This window comes from Streptomyces sp. NPDC030183, from assembly GCF_055573455.1.
In genome coordinates this window covers 35,211-59,118 of record NZ_JBVIBK010000009.1, presented here as the reverse complement: position 1 = coordinate 59,118, position 23,908 = coordinate 35,211, and the positions used below count along the sequence as shown (strand labels likewise).

Genomic DNA, 23,908 nt, shown 5'->3' with positions numbered 1-23,908 from the left:
CCGAACCAAAGCGATCCGCTGTCTCAGCGGAGACGACGCGCTGTAGTCCGTACGGCGTTGCTGCAGGCATTCTGGTTCCCAAGGGGGGTGCGGGGGGATGCCAGGACCGTTGCGTTACGCCGATGCCGTACGACTGCTCGGGGGGAACGGGCCGGTCCTCGACGCACTGGACCGTGTGGTGGGCGGCGCCCTCACTACCGCTGTCGGGCCGGCGCCCGAACTGGTCCTCTCGCTTCTCAGGGCCGATGCCCAACTGGCTCAACTCAGCCGCTCATTGGTGTCGAGCACTGCCGAACGGATCCAGGGCCTGGGTCGGTTCGAGCGTACTGAGCGCCTGGCCGCCGCCCACGCGGTCATCGTCGTGGCCGCCTACAGTGAAGCGATGGCCCAGGTGCGGCTGCCCTTCGATGTCCGGGAACTCGCCGTCTCCCGGACCGACTCTGTGCGGTTGGCCACCGGTAACGTCCCCGAGTCTCGCCGCCTCGCCGCCGTTGCTGACCACCTTCTGCGCTCGCACTTGCCGCTGCCCTCGCCGCACGAGCCGTATGAGACGACCCTGACCGCGCTGCGTGGCTTCTATGCCGCCATGTCCGGGCATATGGAGGACTACGTCTCCGGCCTGGCGGTCTGGGACCGGCTCTCACCATCAGCGCGTGAGGAAGTACGCGCGATCCTCTGCGATCGCATCCCGGATACCGCACTGACCTGCTACGAGGAGTTGTTCCGTCAACTGGCCGCAGATTTCCCGGATGTGGGTGTCTGGGCCGACCGGGTCGACCACCGGGCGACCCGGGTCGCGGTCCGCCACTTGGAGGAGGCCGTCACGCGGCTCTTGGACAGGGCTCTTCCGGCAGGCCGTCTGACTGTCCTGCGCCGCGCCGGAGCCCTGCCGCTCGACGCACCGATCCTGGGAGCGGAGGAGACCGCCGAGGGCATGACGATCCCGACCCTGCGTGAGGCGTACGTGAGCGCGGACTTCCGGGTGGCAGGGTTCAGCTCGGCGGAGCGGCTGACCAGTGAGGCATGGTGGCGGCGGCATGAGGTGCGCGGTGGCCTGGACTCGTTTCTGGAGGGCTTCCTGACGGCGCCCAAGGCGACTGAGGTACCGATCCTGCTGCTCGGTCTACCCGGGTCCGGCAAGTCTCTTCTGACCAAGGTGCTCGCGGCCCGGCTGCCCGCCGAGGACTTCCTCGTGGTGCGGGTCCCGCTGCGGGACGTGCCCGCCGACACGGGCGTACAGGACCAGATCGAGGCCGCGATCCGACAGGCCACCGGCGAGCGGACCATGGACTGGGCGGACGTCGTTCGCGCGGCCGGACCCGCTCTGCCGGTCGTCCTCCTCGACGGCTTCGACGAGCTGCTCCAAGCGACCGGGCTGCACCAGTCCGACTACCTGGAACGGGTAGCGAACTTCCAACAGCGCGAGGCCGCGCTCGGCCGGCCGCTCGCCGTCGTCGTCACCAGCCGCACCGTCGTCGCGGACCGGGCCCGGCTGACGCCCGGCGGGATCGCGGTCCGGCTCGAACCCTTCAGCGCCACGCAGACTGGAAAGTGGCTGGAGCTGTGGAACCGCAAGAACGCCGCCTACTTCAGCCGCAACGGCCTGCGCCCGCTCACGCCTGAACAGGCCCTGGCCCAGCCCGACCTCGCGAGCCAACCTCTCCTGCTGCTGATGCTGGCGCTGTACGACGCCCAGGACAACGCCTACCAGCGGGAGTCGGGCACGCTGGCCGGCTTCGAGCTGTACGAACGGCTGCTCGCCCAGTTCGCGCGCCGGGAGCTGCTCAAGCACGATGCGCGGCTGACGGACGAGGATCTGGCTCAGGAGATCGAGTACGAACTGCTGCGGCTCTCCGTGGCCGCCTTCGGAATGTTCAACCGGGGCCGACAGTGGATCACCGAAGACGAGCTTGAGGTGGACCTGGAGGCGCTGCTGCCGCAGCAGGCACCCTCGGCCGCGGGACTGCGGGCCGCGCTGACCGGGGCGCAGACGACCATCGGCCGGTTCTTCTTCATCCACCGCGCGGAGGCATTCCGCGACGACACGCGGCTGCACTCGTATGAGTTCCTGCACGCGACCTTCGGCGAGTTCCTGGTCGCCCGACTCGTCGGGCACGAACTCCAGGACCTGATGACGGCCGAGCAAGCAGAGGCCCGGCGAGCCCGGCGCTCCCGCACCGACGACTCGTTCCTGTACGCACTGCTGTCGTTCGCCGCCTGCGCGGGACGGGGGCCGGTGGTGACATTCCTCGTGGAGACACTGCGGCCGCTGCAGGACCGCGAGGAACTGCGTCAACTGCTGCTGCGGCTGTTCCATGAGTCCCTGGACGACCGGCCCGTCTCCGCCTACGCCTCCTACCTGCCGCGCCGACGCCCTGCCCCGGCCTCCCCAACCTACTATCGCGCCAACCTGCTGCTGCTTCTGCTTGTGGTGGCGGAGGAGACATCGGGGCGGGAACTGTTCCCCGAGGCGCGAAACCCGGTCGGCGCCTGGCGGGACACGATGCTGCTGCTGGAGTCGCAGTTACATGAAGACGAGTGGCGAGCCTTGGCGGACCGGCTGCGGCTGGAACGGACGTGGGAGGGGGAACGGTGCCACATCACAGTCCGACTGGTAGAGGCTCTGGATCCCGGCCTGCGGGTATGGCCCCCGGTACCCAGAACGGACGACGCCCGTGCGGTAGACCCGCGCTGGATCTACGGCCACGGGCCCAATAGCGAGATGCGGCGCTACACCGGCTGGCTGTACACGAGCCCGAACGAAGTGACGCAGGATGCGCACCTGCGGTGCGACATCGGAACCGACGCGCTGCTGCACATGGCCCAGGCGCTGGACGAACTCGGCCTCGGCCTGGCGCTCACCAGCTACGTTGCCCTGTCCGACGGAGAGGCAGTCTCCGGGGCACGGCTCCTTTTCCGGCTGTGGTGCACGGCTGGCAACTTCTCGCCCGTGCACCGGGAAGCAGTACACGCGGCGCTGTACAACTTCGACCCTGACGCGACCGCCTTCACCAAACGCTTTCTGGCCGTGGTGCTACGCCAGTGGGAGCTGGCTGGACAGCCCGTGTCGCAGGACTGGGTCAACCGGGCGCACAGCCTGATAGACGCACACGCAGCCGGCGAAGCGTACGCCCATCTGCTAGACGAACTGCCGCACCCACCTACCTGAACGCGACACCAACCTCATGAGATAGCACGCCTAGGCTCAATCCCGCCGCAGGACGGCGGGATTGAGAATCCGGCTCGGCTGAGACACACGGAGGGCCTTCGGCAAGGTACTCCTACGCCGAAGGCCCTGCCGCTGTCAGAGTGCTGCGAAATCGACGAACGCGGTCCACGCCGTGGGGTCTACGGCCAGGGCGGCGCGGGTTGTGTCCTTTGAGTCGCGGATGTGGACCGTGGCGAAGCTGGCGGCTACTTCGACACACTGACCGCCCTCAGCACCGCTGTAGCTGCTCTTGCCCCAGACAAGCGCAGGCGCGGGACCGCGCCTTGTTTCAGCGTTCATCTCTCTCCCAACAGCTTCTCGATGAAGGCCAGGGACTCACTCGGGGTGAGGGCCTGCGCTCGGATAATCCCATAGCGTGCGGACAGCGCATGGACCGCATCTCGCTCGGTGACCAGCGTGCTCCGACCTTGAGCCTCCATGTAGCCGACCTGCTGGCCCTGCCTTGGCATCAGCAAGGTGAACGCACCATCCACACCAGCGTGGTCCTCACGGTCGAGCGGCATGACCTGAAGCTCGACGTTTCGCTTCTGGCCGAGCAAGAGGAGCTGCTCAAGCTGTCCGCGCCATACCTGGTCACCTCCGAGCGGCCGCCGCACAACCGCCTCTTCCATGACAAAGCTCAGCAACGGAGCGGGCCACCTGTCGAAGATCGCCTGTCGTACGAGCCGCGCAGCAACGCGCTGCTCGATGGTCGCCTCGTCCAACAGTGGACGCCGCATCCCCAGCAGGGCCCGCGTGTACTCCTCTGTCTGCAACAGGCCGTTGACCACGTGGGTCTCGTACACATAGAGCTCGACTGCCTCGGCCTCCAACTTGGCGGCGTCCCGGAAGAACGCCGGATACTGAGCCCGAGCCACCTCCTCCTTGCTGGCGCTCAACACCCCACCCGCGCCCAGCACTTCGTCGGCCTGGTCGATGAACTTCGGCGGCGGGATACGTCTCGCCTGCTCGAACGACGCGATCGTCGAGGCCGAGTACCCGGTCAGCGACCCGAGCCCCGCGCGGTCCATCCCCGCCCGTTCCCGGAACAGCTTCAACTGCCGCCCGAACACGCACAGCATGCCCGTTCCGACCTCGTACTCCGGCTGTTGAACCTCGTCGTCCACGCCGCAGCTCCTCTCGTACCACCGCCCGGTCGGGGCCCGGGAACCGGTCACGCCCACCACCACGTACAAGCGCACCGCCCCCGTGTACAGCCCGTACTCGTCAGCGCATCGCTCCTGGTCAAAGCTACGCAGAGTCCGCGACCGTTTACCCCATGAAGTCAGCAACTCCCCCGAACGGGCATATGCCACAGCGCCTCGCACCCGAACGCGAGTTCACCATGCGCTTCACCTCAACACCGCGCGGCGCCCGCCTCGCCCGCCGACTCGTCTCACACCGCCTGGACGACTGGGGCCACCCCTACACCAGCCACGTCAACGAAACGCTCACCCTCATCACAGCGGAACTCGCCGCCAACGCCGTACGCCACGGGCATGTCCCCGGCCGGGACTTCCACCTTCACCTCGTCCTAAGCGAGGGCATCGTCCGGGTCGAGGTGACCGACACCCGCGCCGAGAAGCAGCCTCCGTCCAGTCCTCCGGTGACCGACTCTCTGTCCGAGTCCGGCCGGGGACTGCTCCTCGTCGCCGCCCTTTCGGACGACTGGGGCGTCACCCCTCGCCATGCCGCCCCGGGCAAAACCGTGTGGGCGGAGCTGCGCATGCAGCAAGGGGGCCGCCCGCGCACGCCCCGGGTGGCCCCCAAACCGACCGACGTCGAACTACTCCTGACTACGGCTTCGCTGCTGCGCGACGACCTCGGGTCGCGGCCGGAGGACGCCAGGCACGGAGGTCGTCGTCGGTGAGTCCATGCTCGCCCTGCTTCTGCTGGCGGTAACCGGCGAAGAAGTCCGCCGGGGAGCCGCTGTAGAGGATGTCGAACTCGTTGTGCCACTGGGACAGCCACGGCTGGAGTTCCAGCACGCCGGCGAGGAACGGGGTGATCTCCTCGGTGGACAGCGCGGTGTTGGTGAAGTACGTGGCGAGGGCCTGCGCCTGCTCGCGGTGGTCCCAGCCGGCCCACCCGTACAGCTCGGGGGTGGCGGCGTTGGTCTGCCCGTAGGAGATGAACCGCTCCTTGGGCACGTCGAGCTTGCCGCGCGCCCTCCAGTAGGACGGGCGGAGGAAGTCTGCCGAGGTGTACTTCGGCGGCACGGGGATGGAGTCCCGGATCTTCCGCTTGGCGGGCTCGTCGGGCGCGGCGTCCTCCTTGCGCTGGAGGTCCCACACCTCTTCCCAGTCGGCGCGCTTCTTCAGCCCGGAGGGCTTGTAGCGCAGTGCGGAGAGGAACGGCACGTGCTCATCGGTGATCAGTTCGGAGACGACCTTCGCGAGTTCCTTGCGGGGCGCGTAGAGCTTGGCGACGGAAACGAAGTCCTCGTCGCGGGAAAGGGCGTCGGTGAGACGGGCCAGGGTGAGGATGGTGGGCTGACCGTTCTCGTCGAACCAGTGGTCGCGGTTCTCCATCCGGTCAAGCAGCCAGGAGCGCAGGGCCTTCTCCTGGAGTGCGTCCCAACCCTCGGTTGCCCAGCGGCGCTTGTACTCGGGCCTCTCGACCATGCCGATGGCACGGTTCGACTCGATGGCGTCGATGCGTCGCTGGACGACCTCTCGGTAGGGGGCGGGCCAGTAGGCGGGGATCTCCGTGATGGGGGTGGAGTTGTGCCGCTTGAACCACTCGTCGCTGGCCTCGCCTGCGGCCACACGACGAGCAAGGACGATTTCGAAGGCGCGCTCTCCGAGGGCTAGTTCAGGCACGGAGTACTCGGGCGCGCGCAAGTCTTCGGCATGAAGGTCATAGAGGCTGTAGACCTGCCAATCCAACTCTTCCTGCAAGGCGATCATCCGGGCGCGGAAGGACACCCAACGGGTCTTGGCCTCGCGGAGGACGGAAGCAGTGGGGAGGGCTGCCTCAGCAAAGGCCGAGGGAGACGTAGCAAATAGCTGCTGTGCGAGAGCGTCGAGGGCGGTGGCAAGCTCGGTCGGGTAGTTGGCCGGGAGCGGGAACTCCTGCAGTTTGGTGCCGGTGAACTCATAACGGTCAGACCAAGGATGCACACTGACCCGCGCACCCTCATCACCAACGGGATCGCCTCCCTTGGGATAGCTCACCTGACGGAGCCAGAACCCGGCCGTTGAGCTATTGAGGAGGCCAAGCAACCTCAAGTGACCCTCCTCAGTCACCCCTTCTCGCAACTTGATCACTGGAGCGGACTGCTTGAATACCTTGCCACCCCGGTCCAGCACGAAATGGTTATGCGTCGCAACAAACGCGAATGTGATCAGGAGGGAGGCATTGAGGCGATCCTCTTTATAGAATGCATAGTCAGACCAGGGGATACCACGTTCTTCCTTTGTCTTGGCAAAGTAGAGAGTGTTCCGCAGAACACTTCGCCCTGACCAGAGTTCATTCAGCTCGAACCGCTTCCGCTCGTCGATTCCGGCTCCGATTGGGTAGATGGCATCCGCGCCCGGAAAGCTATCCCAGTCTCGGATCTGGTCACCTTCCAGGAAAGGCCTCATGGGAACCTGACGATCGGCCAGCCAGATAGCAGTCGGCCGGGGATAAGCAAACAAATCATCGTCTCCGGTGATGGCAGAGAATCCGCTTGACTCCGTCAGCGCGGACAACCTCGTCACCGCAGCAGCTTCCAATTGCTCAACCATCTCCTGGCCGCCATCAGCCAGAACCCACGGCTGCTTGCCGAAGTACTTCTCCCGCGATAGGTCATCCACGGAAACCCACTGGCTAACCGAGCCTGGCTTGTCGATCTGCTCGACGATCGACTGCCAGACCAGGCCCTCCTCAGCGTTCCCTGGTGCCGATGGCTCCCCCTGCACGCTTCGGACCGTACGAATCGTCATCGATCGCCCCTTCCCGCAGCGAGGCTTGCCAACCAAGATGACCGTCGGCGTGCCGTGCCCCGGGATGTATGCGCCAGAGGTATCGATGACTTCGGTTAGCTCGACCTCGTGAGTGAAGTAACTCTCGATGAGCTTGGTACCGAACTCCCGCTTCATGAAAGAGTTAGCAGTGATCTGACCGACCATGCCGTACCCGTTGCCATCGGAGTCACCGCGCTTGGCGAGTTGAAAGAATCGCTCGGCAAACGGCACCGACAACGCGTACTTGCCCGAACAGGAGTCGTACAGCTCCCGGTACAGCGCGTTAAGGTTCCTGTCCTTCACGGTGATATAGGGCGGGTTCCCGACGACGACATGGTAACGGCCTTGCTGCAAAATACAGGGGTGTTCCAGCACGTCCTCCGTCGCATAAGCGAACTCCGTGAGCTGGTCCTCGCCTTCGAGGCCGTCGAACAGCCCCAGTTGCCGCCCCTTAATCAGCGAGTCCCCCACCGCAAGGTGGAGGGGCCATTCGTACTTCGCAGCCTCCGCTAGTGTGCGCACACCACTCGCCGCCATAGCCGCAACCAGCAACCGGAACCGAGCAATGGCCACCGCGAAGGGGTTGATGTCCACCCCGTGCACCGAGTCCAGCGCAGCCCTGACCCGCTCGTGCACGTCCTTGCCTGGCTGGCCATCGCCCCAAAGCCGCACCAACCGCCGAAACGCCCCCAGCACAAAGTGCCCCGACCCACAGGTAGGATCGATCATCTTCAGTTCCTCGTACCCGAACTCCCGCACCGCCGGGTTCATCGTCCGGTCGAGGATGAACTCCTCCACGAACTCCGGTGTCTGGAGCAACGCGTACGTCTTGCGGGCGGCCTCGCTCAGGTCCTGGTACAGGTCACCGAGGAACCGCGTGTCCCAGCCCTGCGTGCCGTCCTCGTTCAGCGGGTCGGTGAAGTCGTGGGCGAGGACGCCCACCTCGTCCCTTCCCCGCCAGAACTCGACCAACTCCCGCGCGCCATCGTGCGAGAGCGGAATTTGGTACAGCGGGTTGTGGTTGCTGTCGAACAACAACCGGCCCGCTCGCCCGTCACCCAGTTCCGCAAACGCACGCCGCAGCCACCCCCGGTACGTCGGGTCCTCGTCCGACTCCACGTACGCGTCATACCGAGCCTCCGCCAGCTCCCGGCGGTCACCGTCCGGCCCCGTCAGGTACGGCTCCGGAATCAGCCGGTTGTCCTCGCAGAACCGTACGAAGACCGTCCCCAGCACCCACGCCACCGCGACCTGCGTGACGCGCTCGTCCAGCCACGAGGTCCACGTCGCCGCCGTACGCCCCAGCTTGCGCGCCTGGTCGTACTCGGCCTTCAGACGGGCGCCGACCTCCCCCAGCGCCTTCACCTGGCGCCCGAGGTCGGCCTCGACCGCCTTGACCTGCTGCTTCAGGTCGTTCAACAGAGCCTTGCGGTCGATCACTTGACGTCTCCCTCGCCACCACTGGCACTTGCACCCGCACTTGCCACGCCCTCGCCGGACCCGCGATGGGCATTGCCCACCCACGTGTCCGGAAGCTGAATCCACTCCCCCAGGCCGGCCTGGTACGGCACGGCCACCTGCCCGAGCCGGGGCTCACGCGACGGGTCGGCCTGCGGGACCAGCAGCCACAGCCCCCGCCCGCCCCGCCGGGCAGCCGACGCCAGCCGGTCCAGGACGCCCATCGCGTCGTACCGCGCGAACACCCCGGCCTCCGTCAGCAGCACAGGACCGGCGGGACGGACAGGACCGGCCCCGCCACCACCCCCGCCACCGTTGCCCAGCAGCTCCGCCACCCTGGGCTCCACTGCGCCCCACGCCGTCCGCACGTACTCCGCGAACTTCACGGCGCCCTTCGAGCCCGGCTCGGCGGCGTCCGCCTTGAGCAGGGTCTCCCAGGTCGGCTTCGTACCCGGCGTGACCTGCGCGTGCAGGGCCTCCAGGAACAGCTCCGTCACCGACACCGCACCCGCGCCCAGCCGCTCCGCGCCCAGCTCCCGCACCGCGTCCCGTACCAACTGCTGCCGTACGGTCAACACCCGGAACCCGTCCCGGCGGGCCGACGCGAGCAGCCGCTCCTCCGCGCGCACCGCGCCCGCGAGCTGCGGGTCGTCGGCGTACCGCGTCACCGCACCCGTACGCGTCGACTGCCGCCACGCACCTGTCGTGAGGTAGCTGGACGCGTCGTCCACCCGCGTCGGCAGGTAGCGCAGCGTGCCCGTGTCCTCGCGCGTGTTCAGCGACAGCTCGAAGCCCGCGTCGCGCAGGGCCTTGGTGAGCGGGCCGCCCGTCGGGAGTTCGTGGGAGGCGCCGCCCCGCCCGTCCACCACGACCAGCTCCGGGAAGCGGGCGCGCACCCGCTCGTGCACGTCCTCGCCCGTCAGGCCGGGCTGCCGCCCCTCCGGGACGCCCGGAATCCAGCGGACGAGCCCGGCCTGCGTGAGCCGCAGCGCCCGGACCAGCGGCAGGTCGCGCGGGTAGATCTCCAGGCGCGGAGTGGCGGCGGCGTTCACGGAGGCCGCTGCCGCCAGCTCGACCATGCGCCGCTCGTCCCAGTTGACCGCGCCCGGCGGTACCGTCAGCGCGCCCAGCTCGGCCAGGACCGTCGCGGCGGTCGGCAGGGTGTCCAGCTTGGTCAGCCGGTCCGCCGTACGGCCGAGGCGGGTCGCGTACTCCAGCAGGCCCGGTGCGGTCGGGGTGTCCGGGCCGTCGTCCTCCCGTACGTCGAGGGCGAGCAGGCCGGCGCCCAGGGACTCGTCCGTCGCCTTGCGGTTCGGCTGGTGCTGGAACTCGGCCTCCTGCGGGACCAGTTGCTCCACCTCGACGACGGCCCGCACGGCCGCCAGCGCCATCGCGCGCCGCTGCTCACGCCCCGCGAGATGCGTGCCGCGCCGGACCGCCAGGGCGTCCGCGATCTCCACGGCCGAGGCGACCCGCCCCATGCTGACCAGCAAATCGATGATCTCCTCGCGCAGCGCCTGGACGGCGGGCTCCGCCTTCCAGCGCTTGCGCTCGTCCTTGAGCATCTGCGGGATACGGCCCTGGCTCAGCCCGAGAGCCTCCGCGACGTCCTTCTGCTTCGGCCAGACGCCGATGTCCGGCAGGACCCCGTGCTCGTCGGGCAGACGCAGCAGCAGCCGTACCATCTCCGCCTTGTTGCGGTTGGAGCCGTTGTTGTTGACGGCGGGCACGAAGACGGTGGCGAGGGTGTCGAGGCTGACCGAGCGGAGTGTGCGGGCGGGCAGCGTCGCCGCCGACTCGCCCGTCGCGAGGTGGCCGACCAGGGCCGACTCGGCGGCCGTGAGCTGCTCCAGCTCCTCCTTGGCCTCCGCCCGGCCCTTCGGCGTCAGCGGCGAGACGGGGATCTCGCGCAGCCGCTCGCCCCACTCCCGCTGCCGCTGCTGTACCTCGTTGCGGGTCTTGGCGCCGAGGCCGGGGGCGTTGACGAGCTTGCGGCGGCTGTAGTCGAGCAGTTCACCGACCGTCGTGATGCCCAGGCCGTAGAGGAACGACTGGGCGGCGAGCGTGAGGCCGGAGACGGTCAGCGGGGTGTCCCGGGTGACCTCGGCGGCGAGCCGGTCGCGCTGCTGCTCGGCGCTCTCGGGTTCGGCGTCCGCGATCCCCGCCGCGGCGGCGCCCTGGGCGGACAGGCCCTCCCCGGCGGTCGTGGGCACCGGGGCCGACGCGCGGGTGCGGTGGCTGGACGGGACCGTCTGCGAGGCGTCGAGGAAGACCTTGCGCCAGGCGTCCCGCATCGGCTTCAGCTCGGGGTACCGCTGGGCCGCGTCGCGGTGCAGGGCCTTCTGGAAGAAGGCGACGAGACCGTCCCGTACGGCGGGGTCGAAGGCTTCGGCAGCGATCGTCGGGTACGGCCACTCCTTCGCCTCGGTCATGCGGGGCAGGACACTGCCGTCGCCCCACTTGGGCAGCTCGCCGGAGGCCATCTGGTGCAGGGTGACGGCGACGGAGTACCGCTCGGCGTGGGAGTCGTACGAGCCGCGGGTGATGACGTCGACGAAGGGGTCGAGGTAGCCGTCGGTACCCGCGTCGGTGCTCTTCGCCGGGTAGCCGGCGAGGGAGAAGTCGATGAGGACGAGTTCGCGGGTGCGGTTGGGGCGGATGCGGATGGCGATGTTGTCGGGCTTGATGTCGCGGTGCCAGACGCCCTCGCCCTCCAGGAAGTCGACGGCGCCGAAGAGGTAGTCGCCGTACGCCTCCAGCTGGTCGACCTGGAGGCGGCCGTTCTCGCGGAGCTGGCGGGCGACCGTCTCCTCGCGGCGGCGCGGGCGGGACCCGGCCTCGCCGCCCTGCCCGGTGTCGTCGCGTTCGTCGCCGACGTACTCCAGCGCCAGGACCGTACGGCCGCCGATGTGCAGCGGCTCGGGTTCGACGAGGCGGATGATGCCGGAGTGGGGGCGCAGGCGGCCCATGGCCTCGGCCTCGCGGGCGAGGATCTCGCCCCGGCTGTCGGACAGGGCGACCTTGAGCACGGCCAGCGGGCGGGTCTTGCGGGTCTCGGCCTGGAGGTCGCGGACGAGGAAGGCGCGGCTGGTGGAACCGGTGCCGAGGCGGCGGCGGATCTCCCAACGGCCGGCCAGCACGTCACCGGCGACGGCCTCCAGCGGGTCCTTGTCGGCGAGTGTCTCGTCCTCCTCGCCGGGTGCCTCCGTGCCGGTGGCCGCCGCGGCCGGGGCGGTCAGGGAGTCCTCGACGACCTCCAGCAGCTCCAGGAACTCGTCCACACTGGAGAGGCGCTGGCCGGGCCGGTAGGCGGTGGCGGCCTGCACCAGTTCGTCCACGTCCTCCGACAGGCCGTCCACCAGGGAGCTGGGGCGCAGGCCCTCGCCCGCCTCCAGGCGGGCCAGCAGCTCGGCCTGGCTGGCGGCCGGGGCCTTGCCGGTGACCAGCAGGTAGGTGAGGACGCCGAGCCCGTACACGTCGAGGTGGACCGGGTCGGGGTTGAGGGCGGTCAGCTCGGGGGCGAGGTAGGCGTCAGCGTCGTCGGCCAGGTGCATCGCGGACAGGGCGGTCGGCGCGAAGCGGGTCATGCCCTGGCCCTGGGAGGAGTCCCCGCTGCGCTGGGTGGCGATCTGCCAGTCGGAGATCTGCAGCTCCGGAGTCAGCCAGGCGGCCTCCTCCCCGACGGCCCGGCCCTTGCGGCCGCGCGGCCGGGGGACGACATGCACGGAGCGGGCGGCGAGCGCCCGGTGGTGGATGCGGCTGGCGTGCGCGGAGCGCATCGTCTCGGCGAGCTGGCGGACCAGCGCCATGCGACCGAGGATGTCCAGCTTCTCGCCGTACTGGACCAGGTACTCGTCCAGCTTCAACGTGTCCGGGTGGTAGTCGAAGATCAACGCGGGGCCGGCGGCGTGCCCGGAGGGGAAGTACTGCTTGAGCTGGACGGCGCCCGGATGCTTGAAGCGGCCCAGCACCGCGGCCTCGCGGCGGGCGGCGTTCTCGACGGACTGGCGCAGGGAGGCGTCGGAGCCGCGCTCGCTGAGGTAGATGCGGACGCGGGCGGCCTCGGGCAGATCGCTGTGGCGGGCGAGGTAGTCGGCCCAGGTGGGCCCCGAGTCGAAGGACTTCCGCTGCAGCTCGTACGGGCCGACCTTGTACTGCGCGTCGCTCTTGCGGATGCCGATGTTCTTGAGGGCCGCCTCGATCTCGCGCGAGCCGATCGCCGTGACCCGGCGCCGCTCGTCACGCGGGGGTGCCTTGAGCATCTCGACCAGCTGGTGGACGGTGTACACGCCGTTCTGGTCGTGGGCGGGCAGGCGTACGCGGAGGCTGTTGTCGGTGAAGCAGACGGCCTCGGCGACCCAGACCCGCTTGTTGCCGGGCAGCGCGAGCAGGCCGGCCAGTTCCTTGGCCTTGCGGTTGACCAGGTGCAGCGGGTTGCCGTGCGTACGGCGGCGGCCGCCGGGCGTGGTCTGCACCCAGGTGCCGTTCTCGGAGGTGACCGAGCCGTGCCAGTCCTTCAGCTCGACCATGCAGACGCCGCCGGGGGCGACGACGAGCAGGTCGACCTCGCGGACGTGGCCGGTGTTGGCGGTGAAGGTGAAGTTCGACCAGGCACGCCAGGGGTCGGAGTCCGGGAGCTTCTCCCGGATCGCCTCCAGGCCACGGCGTTCATGATCGAACTCGGACTCGGTGACCGTGACCCACCGGCCTTCCCGCATGCCTGTTCCCCACTCGTCGTGCCTTCAGAGGCCACCGTTCCCCATGGTCAGCCCCTCGGTGTTGATCCTAGTGGCCACCTGTGGCTTGAGAAGGGGTGGTGAAGAAACGGGACTATGGGACATGCGATCCACAGGCGGAACCGCCCCCTGCTTCATCGCGCAACACAGGCAGCAGGCCGCATTCAATCCGTGACAGATATGAATGAAGCGCCCGTCAGGTGGCGCCGTAAGCCAGTTCAGCCAAGGACAGCGCCTGCTTCAGGGTGCTTTCGTCATGGATCTGGATGTTCACCCTGTATTGATGATTGCCCTTGCTGAGCTGATAGGCGTCAGGTGCCAGCTCCGCGATCTCGTCGCTGTACTGCAAACGGAAGTTGATCAGGCCTGTCGATGCGAAGGCGTAGACGAAGCCGCCGTACTGGCTGCCCTTGCGGCGGAGCCGGAGGTAGCCGGTGTAGTCGAGCGGATCGCCCTCCTGCCACGCCTTGCGCTTGATGCCGTGCACTCCGACGTTCTCCCAGGGCGTGGCTTCCGCCATGAAATCCAGGAACTGCTGGGCTGCGGGATTGAAGGCGAGCTGCGCCTTCACCGTGCTCTGACCCTCCTCGGCGACCCCCGGCACATCACCCTCGACGAGCCACCCGAAGTCCACGTCGTCATCGCTCTCGGGATCGACGACCACGCGAGGCGTCCGGCGCACGGTGCCGATCGCTCCCGACTGCTGCTGGACGAGCTGGCGAACCACGTCGGACGCGTCGAGCTCCTGCGGCGTGCCCTCAACGCAGACGTAGGTGAGCTTCATGGGTCCCCCTCCGTTGTGCAGATGTCTTCACAGGTCATTGTCAGCCGTGAGCGTCACGAAGGATGGCTCACAACGAAAACGACTCCGTCGGATCGCCGGGCGCGACCACCTCACAAACACGGTGCACGAGGCAGCCATCCACGAACTCGTGCGCGGCCTGCAGTACGAGGGCGTCCTGCCCGGCCGCAAGGCGGAGGACATACCCGCCGGTCATCGAGTGTGCCCGCAAGGAGAGGGCCGCGTGGAACTCGCGGACGACAGGCGCGGGCAAGGCGGGCGGAGCGGGCCGCGCCGACGGAGAACGCCTCTATCTGGAGGTCTCGTACGCGGACAGGGACGAGGCGAAGAAGCGGCTCGGTGCGCGGTGGGATCACGGTCGTCGGAAGTGGTACGTCAACGCATCCAAGGTGAGTCTGGAGGAGGCGGCGCGGTGGCTGCCGCCGTCCTCATGACGTCCGGCCAACGGCCGGAGACGATTCACGGCAAGCGCGGTTTTCCGGCCGTGAGTGCCGCGGTCACGTGGCGGCCAGTTCCCGCGTCGGCTGTCCCCCGAGCTCCCGCAGCTTCTCCCGTGTCTCCGGATCCGTCGAGTACACGACCGTGCCGACCATGCCCCGCGTCAGCAGCACCTTGTAGGTGTTGCGGATCAAGCGGTCCACGTCAGCGTCTGGAGTGGATCTCTTGAAGACCGGATCCTTGGACGCCGTGCGGTCCGTGACCCAACGACCGCCTCGCCAGACCAGGTCCGGGCCGATGATGACGCCGGACCAGTCGTACTCGAAGCCCTGGGCGGTGTAAACACACCCGATCTGACCGAAGCCGGCCGGGTCGGTGGCCCACAGGGCTGCCGGTGGCGCACCGGAGACGGCGCGTTCGCCGCGCAGGTTCCAGGGGCGGGCCCAGTCACCGATGACGACGTCGGGAGGCAGCGGGTGGCCGGGCTTGGGTTCCGGAGACCAGCGCCAGCAGTAGCCGGCGGACATGCGTGCGCCGTAGCCCTGGGCACGGCGGGCTTCGAGGAACGCCTCCATCTCCTGCGGGCTGTCGGCGACCAGCAGTTGCATGCGGTCGTCGGGTTCCCAGACCACCGGACCGCCGACCTGAAGCCCGAGGAGCCGTACCACCCAGCGCAAATAGGCGTCACTGCCACCACAGCGGAACTGACTGTCCAGCGGGACGACGTGGCAGGGGATGCCTCTCGACGCCGCTGCCGCCTTGATGTCGGACACGGTGCCCATCTCGCCGGGGCGGACCACCTGGTGTTCGTCGAGAAAGAAGACGGGAACATAGGCGACGTCGATGAGTTCGTCGATCTGTGCCCGGCCGGTACGGTGCTCGGCGCGCGTGTAGCGGTTGGCCGAGGTCTCCCGGATGCGGTGGGCCTCGTCGCAGATCAGGGCACCCAGGCTGTTCTTCTCGGCCGTCATGAAACTGTTGAAGTACTTGAACAGATCCTGGACTTCCCGCTTGCGGGCGCCGGCGACCTTCCTCATCGTCTTCGTGAACGACTGCGAGCCGGTGGCATGCAGTGCCGGCACCCCACGCCGGTAGAGCTCACCGAGAAGCTGAAGAGCGATGACGCTCTTGCCGGTGCCGGGGCCGCCCGTGACGATGACGACCTCCTTGCGATCGGCGTGCTTTGCCTTCTCCACCGCGTTGAGCACCATCCGGTACGCGACCTGCTGCTCGTCGAGGAGGACGAACTGCGTGCGTTCGCGCACCTCCTCGGCGGCCACGGACATCAGCTGCTTCGACGGCACGGTGGCGCCTGCGAGGAGTTCGTCCGCCGCCCGGCCACCTGGGTGCCTGTCGCTCAGCCGCGAACGAAGGTGGTCGACGAAGGCGCCGCGGCGTTCCGCGGTGAAGAGCAGTCCTTGGCCGTCGCGCTCGATCTCCCGCAGGCCGGTCACACCGAACTCAGTGGCGTTGTGCAGGTACGCCACCCCGGCCACTCGGCGCCCGTGTTCGGCCACCGCCCCGTTGAAATTGACGAGGTACTCGCAGTAACGACGGACCTGCTCGATGGGGTTCAGGACCGGGTGAGCATAGGCGTCGACATGACACAGGGTGGGGTCGTCCTCGTGGGGCAGTGCCTGGCTCCACTGCTTCAGCTCCACCACGACGTACGACGGCTCGCCCGTGACCGGATGCACTCCCGCGAGGACGACGTCGGCGCGCTTGCTGTTCAGCGGGAGCGCGTACTCCAGCATGACCTCCACGTCGCCCAGGCCCGCGTCGTTGAGCGCGGCGGCCAGTACGGGGATGCTGCGCTCCCAGGACCGCACCTCCGAGGCGCCAGGGCGATAGCCGTGCATGTGGACGAACTTGTCGGTGAGGTGCACAAACAGCGAACCGTCGAGTGCCATGACGGCGACCGTCTTCGCGGACGCGCGGAACAGCAAGGACTTCCCCCCAAGCAGCACGAAATGACTCGTGCGGGTGGGGGCATGTCCTTCGAGACTCCACCGGGGTGGAGCGGAAGCCCGTCGGGCCGCGTTGACGATGTGCTTGAGGGTACCTGGGGGTGCTGACAGTCGTACCGGTGATCCCAGTGGCGGCAGCAGAAGCCGTGCCCGGCCTCCCCTACCGACGTCCGGAGACCGGAGTGCCGTAGCCTCCGCCGTCCGGATCAACGACCTTCCGCAGGCATCAGGCCGCCCTCCGACTCGATCAAGTGCCCGCCGGCGATCAACGCGTCCATGTCGCCGGTCAGCGCGTCCCGGATGTCGGCGCCGAGCCGAGCCCACCCGAAAAAGCGTGCGGCCTCCCGCAGCAGGTCTTCGCGATGCACGCCCGGACCCTCCTCGACCACGCTGCGGAGCACGAGTTGCCGCTCCACCGCAGGAACCTCCGCCACTCGTCGAGCGCACCGCTCCGTCGGCGTGCGGGCGAACTCCGTCTCGTGGCCGGGCCGGTCGTAGGCCGTACCCACGTGGACAATCTTCCCCTGCTTGAGCAGGCGGCGAAGAGCTCGGTCGATGCGGTCGCGGACCACCTGGCCGGCTCGTCCGAGGCCCCATGCGAGACGGACGCGGGTGTAGATCACTTCCTTCTCGACGGGCCCCTCCACCTCGACCACACACAGCGCCACGTCCGCCACCACATCGAGAGCGTCGGGGTCCTGCAACTCCACGCCCCACATGCCCCGCTGGCTGCTCGACCTGTCACGTACCCCTGACAACAGGTCGGGATCGACTTCCTGGTAGGGACGGCTCCAGGGCGCAGGGCTGTCGTCGACGGTCACGAACTCCACTCGCGGAACCACCGGGCCACCGGCCACTTCACCAGGCTCCCAATTTCCCGCGCTCTGGGCGCCGTCGACAGTCTCCGCCGTATGGCCATCGCTGCTGTCCACCCCCACGGGTGGCGCCACTCGCACCGCATGCGGATCCTCAGCGCACGCCGCCTCCACGGCCGCCCGCAACCGTGCCACCGCATCCCGTCGGTTCCGGTACCAGTCCGTGCCCCAGATGCGGTGCAGCCTCCAGCCGAGGTCACTCAGGACCGCTTCCCTGAGCCGGTCGCGGTCCCGAGCCGCCCGCGAGGAGTGGTACATGGCGCCGTCACACTCGATGCCGAGCGCGTATGTGCCGGGCGCGCCGGGGTGTCGTACGGCCATGTCGATGCGGAAACCGGCGACTCCCACCTGCGGCTGGACGTCATGCCCCCAGCCGCGCAGGACGTCCATGACCTCTTCTTCAAAGGGGCTCTCGGGAGCCGCGTCCGGGTCGGCGGCCTCGGTCTGGAGGATCGCAGGACCGTGCTGGGCGTACTGCAGGTACCGCTTGAGGTGCTGCACGCTTTTGTTGGCGCTGTCCGGCAGATCTCCTCCGTGGAAGGAGGCGATGACTTCCATGCGGCGCCGGGCCCGGGTCACGGCCACGTTGAGTCGTCGCCAGCCGCCCTCCCTGTTGATGGGGCCGAACGTCGACAGCAGCTTGCCGCGGTGGTCGGGGCCGTATCCGATGGAGAGGATGATGACGTCTCGTTCGTCGCCCTGGACGGTTTCGAGGTTCTTGACGAAGAAACCGTCGAGTCGGCCTTCCGTGAAGTGGTGGTCGAGATCCGGGCGGGCGGTCCGTGCCTTCTGCACCGCTTCCTCGATCGCCTCTGCCTGGGACTTCGACAGCGCGACCACGCCGAGCGTGTGCTCGGGACGGGTGTCGAAGTGGTGGATGACGCGCTGGGCCACTTTGGCGGCCTCGAGGGGGTTGTCGCTCTTCCCGCCGCGGTCGTAGACGCCGTCCGCCTTGATGAACTCCACGCCGATGTCGGGGCCCTGTTCCAGCGCGCCCGGGAACGTGACCATGGAGTTGTCGTAGAAGTCGTGGTTGCTGAAGGCGATCAGGTTCTCGTGTCGGCTGCGGTAGTGCCAGCGCAGGGGCAGACCGCGCAGGACTCCGCTGGCCTTGCACATATCGAGAATGGATTCGAAGCCGTCGGTGCCGTCCTCGTCCCACTCGTCGCCGTCGTCGCTGTCACGGGTCGCGGTGAAGAACGAGGTCGGCGGAAGCTGCTTCTGGTCGCCCGCCACGATGAGGGCCTTGCCCCGGTACACGGAGTTCACCGCGTCCTGGGGCAGCACCTGGGACGCCTCGTCGAAGACGACGACATCGAACTCGAAGTCTGACGGCAGAAACTGGCTGACCGTCAGCGGGCTCATCATGAAGCAGGGCTTGACCAGCCGTACGACGTCACGGGTCTGCTGCAACAGGTGCCGCACGGGCATGTGACGACGCTGCTTCTGAGCCTCGCGGCGGATCACCGCGGCCTGGCCCACCGTTGTCCGACGCGGGCGGCGGGAGTTGCACGCGGCGATGACCTCGGCGTGTGCCGCCGCCACCAGATCCTGGTCCGCCCTCCGGAAGCGCTCCACCAACTGGTCACGTTCCAGGGCCCGCATCGGCTTCAGTCGTGCGTCGATTGCCAACTGGTGCTCGACCCAGGCGGTGAGCACCGCGCGTTCCATGGCGGCGGGGAAGTCCTCCGCGGAGACCTCACGGCGTGCGAGCTGATCGGGCAGCCCGTCGAGGTGGTACCGGCGCAGCAGGGTCAATGCGTCGGCGCAGCTGGTCCAAGCTTCCGGTCCGAAGGGGTCGCAGTCGAGGCGGGACAGTACTGACTGGGCCGTGCTGAGGGACTCGGCGAGCTCGCGTCGCAGCTCCTCCGCCCGCCCGGGCTCGAAGTAGCCGGCGAGCGCCTCGCGCTGATGGCGCCAGTCGTCGGCGCAGTCAGCGACGGACGTGTCGGCTGGTGCGACCAGCATCAGCCGGGCCGCCGCCTGCGGCAGGGGCGCGGAGTGGCCGCCGTGTGCGGTACGGCGGACTTTCTGGGCCCAGTCCAGGGCATCCAGGATCGCGTCGCGGTCTGTGTCGGTGCCCTGATAGAGGGGTCCGATGAGGCTTCGGTACGCGGCGTCGTTCTCCACGAAGGAGGACTCGGCGGCGCGGGCGGAGACGACGGTGGCCACCGCTTCCCTGGCCCGGGACAGGGTGAGCCCTGTCGCCTCGTCCATGACCCGGGCGGTCGATCGGATGAGGCCGGCCGCGTCCTCGAGGGGCTCCACATGCGCACGGAGCCAGCTCGCCGCTCGTTCGAGGGGGCGGGCAGCAAGCGCTGTGCCGATCGTCGCGACGTGGGGCTGTGCCGTGTACTCCCGCCAGAGGTCCAAGTCATGGCGGATCTGGTCCGTCTGCGTCAGGAGATCGCGCGGTTGGGGCCGCCCGTCGGCCAGTATGTCGACGAGGCTCGTGCGACGTGTCGGCTCCGTGATCGTGCCGGATGCGAGGCGGGCGACGAGCCGGGCGGAGTCCAGGGCCGCCTGCAGGGCTTCGGTGTGGGGACTTCCTTCGGATACGTACCGGCCCAGGAACTCGCGCTGTGGCTCCGTGGCGTACGGACCCGGTTGCTGCCGCGTCAAGTCCAGTCCGCGGCGCAGCAGCCGCCCCATGGGCTCGTAGCCCGTCACACCGTTCGGCGCGGCGTCACGCAGGTCGTCCGCCTGTGTGTCGAGGCCCCGGTACCAGGGGCCGAGCAGACTGCGGTCGGCGACGGCCCGAGCGGCGAACGCGGCCGTCTCCTTCTGTGCCGCGTGCGCGGCCGCGACCGCCCTACGCGCGGAGGCAAGGTTGTGCCCGGAACCCGGGCCATGGTCCCGGCGACCGACCGACGCCACGGTGTCCAGCAGCGCAACGGCCTGTCGCAACGGGGCGAGGTGGGCGCGCAGCCAGCGAGCGTTGTCGGTGAGCGACTGTTTGGTGAGATCAGCCGCATACGGTGCCAGCGACGGGCTGCCCAGATCCCTCCGCCACGTTGCGAGATGGCCGCGAAGCGCCGTTGCCTGCTCGACGAACGCGGGTTCCGGCGCTCGGCCATCGGCCAGGTGAGTGGCGAGCAGACTCCGACGGTAGGGGTCGGCGACGGTTTCCGGCGCGAGCGCATGGACCGCTTCGCCGTGCGCGAGCGCCTTGCGCAGGGCCGGTACATCGGGCAGGTCCGTGCCCCGATAGCGGCCGATCAGCTCGACGTGGGTCGTGGCCAGCGACCGCAGCTTCCGGTACGCGGCACACCAGGCGTCGGCGAGTTGCAGCTTGTCGTACAGCTCGCCGCGCCACGAACCGCCGTGCGTCAGCCGGGCCACGAGTTTCCGGTCGGCCCGGATGCCGCTGGACAGCATGCCGGCGAGTCCCTGGCGGCTCTGCATGAGCCGGTTGACCGCCTCGCGCAGTTCGGGCGTGGAGACGACTTCGGGCAGGAAGGTGTCGCGCGCTGCTTCCTCTGCGGCAGCCAGGTCATCGGCAGCTGCGGCGATCTCCGCGACTGCTGCTTGGACACCGGGGAATGTCCGGGGATCGAGCCAGCCTTCCAGGGCGCGGTCCGAGGCTGTCGCCAGTTCCACGAGAGTGGCCAGGTCCTCCGCCTCGGACGTCGCCTTCGGCCGGTCGCACCCGAGGCGCTCGGCCACCGAGTCGGCGTGCTCGGCGGCCCTGTCAAGGGTGTCGGCGAGGGTTCCGAACCGCTCGGCCGACTCTGCAGCCTCGCGGCCGGTCAGAGAGACGATGTCGGCTCCCGGTGGGTCCAGTGCCGCGAGCGCCTGCTCGTTGGCCGGTCGTTCCGGGCTCAGTTCCGGGTGCAGATCCGCCCACCCCGGACCCGCATGCGCCATCGCGAGGGCGTGAGCGGAGAGTACCTGGTCCCGCCGTGCGAAGAAGTCGCTCAGCGCGTCGGCAACAGCCCAAACCGCCGCCTCCTCTGCCCGCGCTGGGCCGTCAGGGACCAGCCACTGCTCGAGAGGGCGGTGTTCGGTGCCGGCCACGGCGATCACGTCACACAGATGACCTGCTTGCTCGGGGGTGCTGGGATGCGTGAGCCCGGCGAACTGGCTGACTTGGGTGAGGCTCTGCAGGGTCCTCTCCAGCACACCAGCGGTCGCATCGAACTCGCGGGCGTACTGTCGTGCTCGCTCCTCCGTGATCCCGGAGAGGTCGATGCCTCGCGGCGCCATCGCGGAGAGCGCCCTCTCGGCCTCCCCCTGCTCAGCCGTCAGCCTGGTGGACAGCTCCTGCCACCGCTCGCCCATCGTCGCTCGGACAACGGTGCTCGTACGCTGGGCCTTGCGCAGTTCCCCCAGGAAGGCGTCGACCGGGTCGTCGACCTCATCGGCGAAGGCATCCGTGGTCAGCCAGGCTTCCGGCACGGGGCTCCGTGCGTCGAGCAGCCGTAGAAGCAGGACCAGACGGTCGATTCCGCTCTGATCTGTGCGGGGTACACCGTCGAGCGCGAGGTCACGGTACCGTTCGGCTGCCGTCGTGAGCGCCTCCCGCGCCGCCTGGGCCTGCTCCAGCACGGGGCGAGGGTGCGCCAGGCCGGGCCGCAGATCCCGCCAGGGGAACGAGGGATCGGCGACCGCCTCCCAAGCGTCGGATATGGCCTTCGTCGCCTCGACGATCAGGCGCAGATCCTCGCTGCTGAGTGTCTCCGCGCGAAACGTCGCCGCCGCCCTCGGAGGCGTGTCGGCACCATGACTCAGATAGGCCACCGGCGCCTCGGACAGTTGGCCGACCCGACCGAGTACGTCGTGCAGGGTACGTCCCAGCGGGTCGCGGACCTCGTTCATCGCCTCGGCGTAGGCACTGAGCGCGAGGCGCAGGTCCCTGGCCTGGGCCAGGGTCTGCCGCGACAGTTGCGGTGCGCGCGGTTCCTCCGCCAACACCCGTCCCAGCTCTTGGGCCACTGCCTTGCGACTGGTGTTGTGGCTGTGGAGGGCAAGTACATAAGAGTCGAGTTCGACCGACTTCAGCCGGTCGAGAACGACGTCGAGGGCCGCAGCCTTCTCACTGACGAACAGCACACTGCGGCCCGCGTGCATAAGACCGGCGATCATGTTCGTGATCGTCTGACTCTTACCGGTGCCGGGCGGGCCGTCCAGCACGAACGACTGTCCGGCCACCGCCGCCGCGACGGCCTGCCGCTGCGAGGCGTCGGCGTCGAGCACCAGCGGACTGTCCTCGGGCGGGCTCAGTTCGTCGATGCGGTCGAGTTCGATCTCCTCGAAGTCGAAACGATCGGAGGCAAGCCCGGAGTTGGGGCCGAGAGCCATCGCCCGGACGAGGTCACTGTTGAGGACCCGGTTCTCGTTGTCCAGCAGGTCCTGATACATCGACTCCTTGTGTGAGGCGAAGAGAGCGAGCACCACACGGTCGGAGATCTGCCATCCGGACTTGCCCGCCACCGCGCGGGTCGCGGCGGAGATCACCGCCTGCAGGTCCAAAGGGTCCTGTTCGCCGACCGGCGCCCAGTCGATATGAAACTGCTCCAGCTTCACCTTCAGGGCCGGGTTGAGGCGCGGTTCCTCGTCGTCGCTCGCTCTGAGGCGGATCCTGCCGTTTCGCGCGCGCTCGATGACCACCGGCATCAGGACCAGAGGTGCGTCACTGCCCGTCTCCGCCCCGTCCTCACGCCAGCGGAGCATGCCGACGCCTAGGTTGAGGGTCCACAGGCCGTAGTCGTTGAAGATCTGCGTCGCTTTGGCCCGAAGGCTGTTCAACGCGCGCAGGAGAGAGGGCCCAGTGGTCTTCTGCGTGACGATCCCTTCGATGCGGTCGCCCATCTTCGCGAGGACCACATCGCCGGAGCGCAAGCCTTCACCTGCCTCCGGTTCCTCGTCCGGGAGCGGTGCGAAGTCCCAGCCGCGTGCCAGGCGCTTGATCAGCTCCTGTGCGGATGGAGTCGAGATCTCCAGCGTCGCCGACTTGGTGTGGCGAAAATTCAGCAGCCGGTTGCGGCCGCTCAGGTCCACCAGAGAGGTGCGCCAGCTCTCGAGCATCGCCTTGAGGCGATCGAGTTCCTGGCTGCCCCCGAAGTCACCCGAGTACGTCACGCTGGTCCCTGATGTTGTCGCTTCGGGGCCTGCGGAGCACCGGCGTCGCCGGCATTCACCACTACCACCAACGCAAAGCGCGGCCACGGACGTCCATACTTGTCCTGGTGGCCGCACAAGTCCCGCTGATCCCCCTGGATGCGGAATTCTACGGTCAGTTCACCAATGCGTGAAGCGTTAACTACAGAACGGTTTTCTTGGCGATCACGAAGGTTGTGAGCGCATGGCCGGCAGGCCCATCAGCAAGGCGTTCCACCAACCCGGAAGGGGCAAGCTCCCGAAGCCCGAAAACGCCTCGGCCGAAGAGCAGAGGTCCCTTTTCGAGGTAACGCCGCAGGCAGGCAGCGGCAGACGAGTCGGGCTGTACGCCGGGTTCTGTTCCGCTCAGGGAGC

At 68.5% G+C, this 23,908-nt stretch carries 10 protein-coding genes; 3 read left to right on the top strand and 7 right to left on the bottom strand.

What is annotated here, in order from left to right:
• Nucleotides 1–97: 97 nt before the first annotated feature.
• Entirely contained in the window at nucleotides 98–3,169 is a 3,072-nt protein-coding gene (locus ACZ4Z2_RS12860) for an NACHT domain-containing protein (RefSeq protein ID WP_468075189.1), read from the top strand.
• A 135-nt stretch (nucleotides 3,170–3,304) separates the two neighbouring features.
• Here the strand turns inward: ACZ4Z2_RS12860 and ACZ4Z2_RS12855 are convergent, their stop codons facing one another.
• Both ACZ4Z2_RS12855 and ACZ4Z2_RS12850 read right to left on the bottom strand, forming a co-directional pair.
• Nucleotides 3,305–3,508: a DUF397 domain-containing protein gene (locus tag ACZ4Z2_RS12855; protein WP_468075187.1), complete on the bottom strand. Its 204-nt coding sequence runs from the start codon at nucleotides 3,506–3,508 to the stop codon at nucleotides 3,305–3,307.
• Nucleotides 3,505–4,335, bottom strand: coding sequence for a helix-turn-helix domain-containing protein (locus tag ACZ4Z2_RS12850; RefSeq protein ID WP_468075185.1), 831 nt, complete (start codon nucleotides 4,333–4,335; stop codon nucleotides 3,505–3,507). The genes ACZ4Z2_RS12855 and ACZ4Z2_RS12850 overlap by 4 nt, the downstream gene beginning before the upstream one ends.
• A 152-nt stretch (nucleotides 4,336–4,487) precedes the next feature.
• On the opposite strand from ACZ4Z2_RS12850, the gene ACZ4Z2_RS12845 reads away from it, so the two are divergent.
• The gene (locus ACZ4Z2_RS12845) at nucleotides 4,488–5,078 is read left to right on the top strand and encodes an ATP-binding protein (RefSeq protein WP_468075183.1); all 591 of its coding nucleotides are present in this window, start codon (nucleotides 4,488–4,490) and stop codon (nucleotides 5,076–5,078) included.
• Here the strand turns inward: ACZ4Z2_RS12845 and pglX are convergent.
• The 3 genes from pglX to ACZ4Z2_RS12830 all read right to left on the bottom strand — a co-directional run bounded on the left by pglX (nucleotide 5,005) and on the right by ACZ4Z2_RS12830 (nucleotide 14,136).
• Nucleotides 5,005–8,598: a BREX-2 system adenine-specific DNA-methyltransferase PglX gene (gene pglX, locus ACZ4Z2_RS12840; protein WP_468075181.1), complete on the bottom strand. Its 3,594-nt coding sequence runs from the start codon at nucleotides 8,596–8,598 to the stop codon at nucleotides 5,005–5,007. The two genes, ACZ4Z2_RS12845 and pglX, sit on opposite strands and share 74 nt — an antisense overlap.
• The gene (gene pglW, locus ACZ4Z2_RS12835) at nucleotides 8,595–13,334 is read right to left on the bottom strand and encodes a BREX system serine/threonine kinase PglW (RefSeq protein ID WP_468075179.1); all 4,740 of its coding nucleotides are present in this window, start codon (nucleotides 13,332–13,334) and stop codon (nucleotides 8,595–8,597) included. Before pglW ends, pglX begins: the two co-directional genes overlap by 4 nt.
• 214 nt (nucleotides 13,335–13,548) lie before the next feature.
• On the bottom strand, nucleotides 13,549–14,136 hold the full coding sequence (locus ACZ4Z2_RS12830; protein ID WP_468075177.1) for a hypothetical protein: 588 nt from the start codon (nucleotides 14,134–14,136) through the stop codon (nucleotides 13,549–13,551).
• Between the two features lie 62 nt (nucleotides 14,137–14,198).
• On the opposite strand from ACZ4Z2_RS12830, the gene ACZ4Z2_RS12825 reads away from it, so the two are divergent.
• Nucleotides 14,199–14,588: a DUF5710 domain-containing protein gene (locus ACZ4Z2_RS12825; protein ID WP_468075175.1), complete on the top strand. Its 390-nt coding sequence runs from the start codon at nucleotides 14,199–14,201 to the stop codon at nucleotides 14,586–14,588.
• A 63-nt stretch (nucleotides 14,589–14,651) separates the two neighbouring features.
• On the opposite strand, the gene ACZ4Z2_RS12820 is transcribed toward ACZ4Z2_RS12825, so the two are convergent.
• Together ACZ4Z2_RS12820 and ACZ4Z2_RS12815 are read right to left on the bottom strand one after the other, a co-directional pair.
• Nucleotides 14,652–16,538 carry a DNA/RNA helicase domain-containing protein gene (locus tag ACZ4Z2_RS12820; protein ID WP_468075493.1) on the bottom strand — a complete coding sequence of 629 codons (1,887 nt, stop codon included), beginning with the start codon at nucleotides 16,536–16,538 and terminating at the stop codon, nucleotides 14,652–14,654.
• A 227-nt stretch (nucleotides 16,539–16,765) separates the two neighbouring features.
• On the bottom strand, nucleotides 16,766–23,515 hold the full coding sequence (locus ACZ4Z2_RS12815; RefSeq protein WP_468075173.1) for a DUF3320 domain-containing protein: 6,750 nt from the start codon (nucleotides 23,513–23,515) through the stop codon (nucleotides 16,766–16,768).
• Between the last annotated feature and the right edge of the window lie 393 nt (nucleotides 23,516–23,908).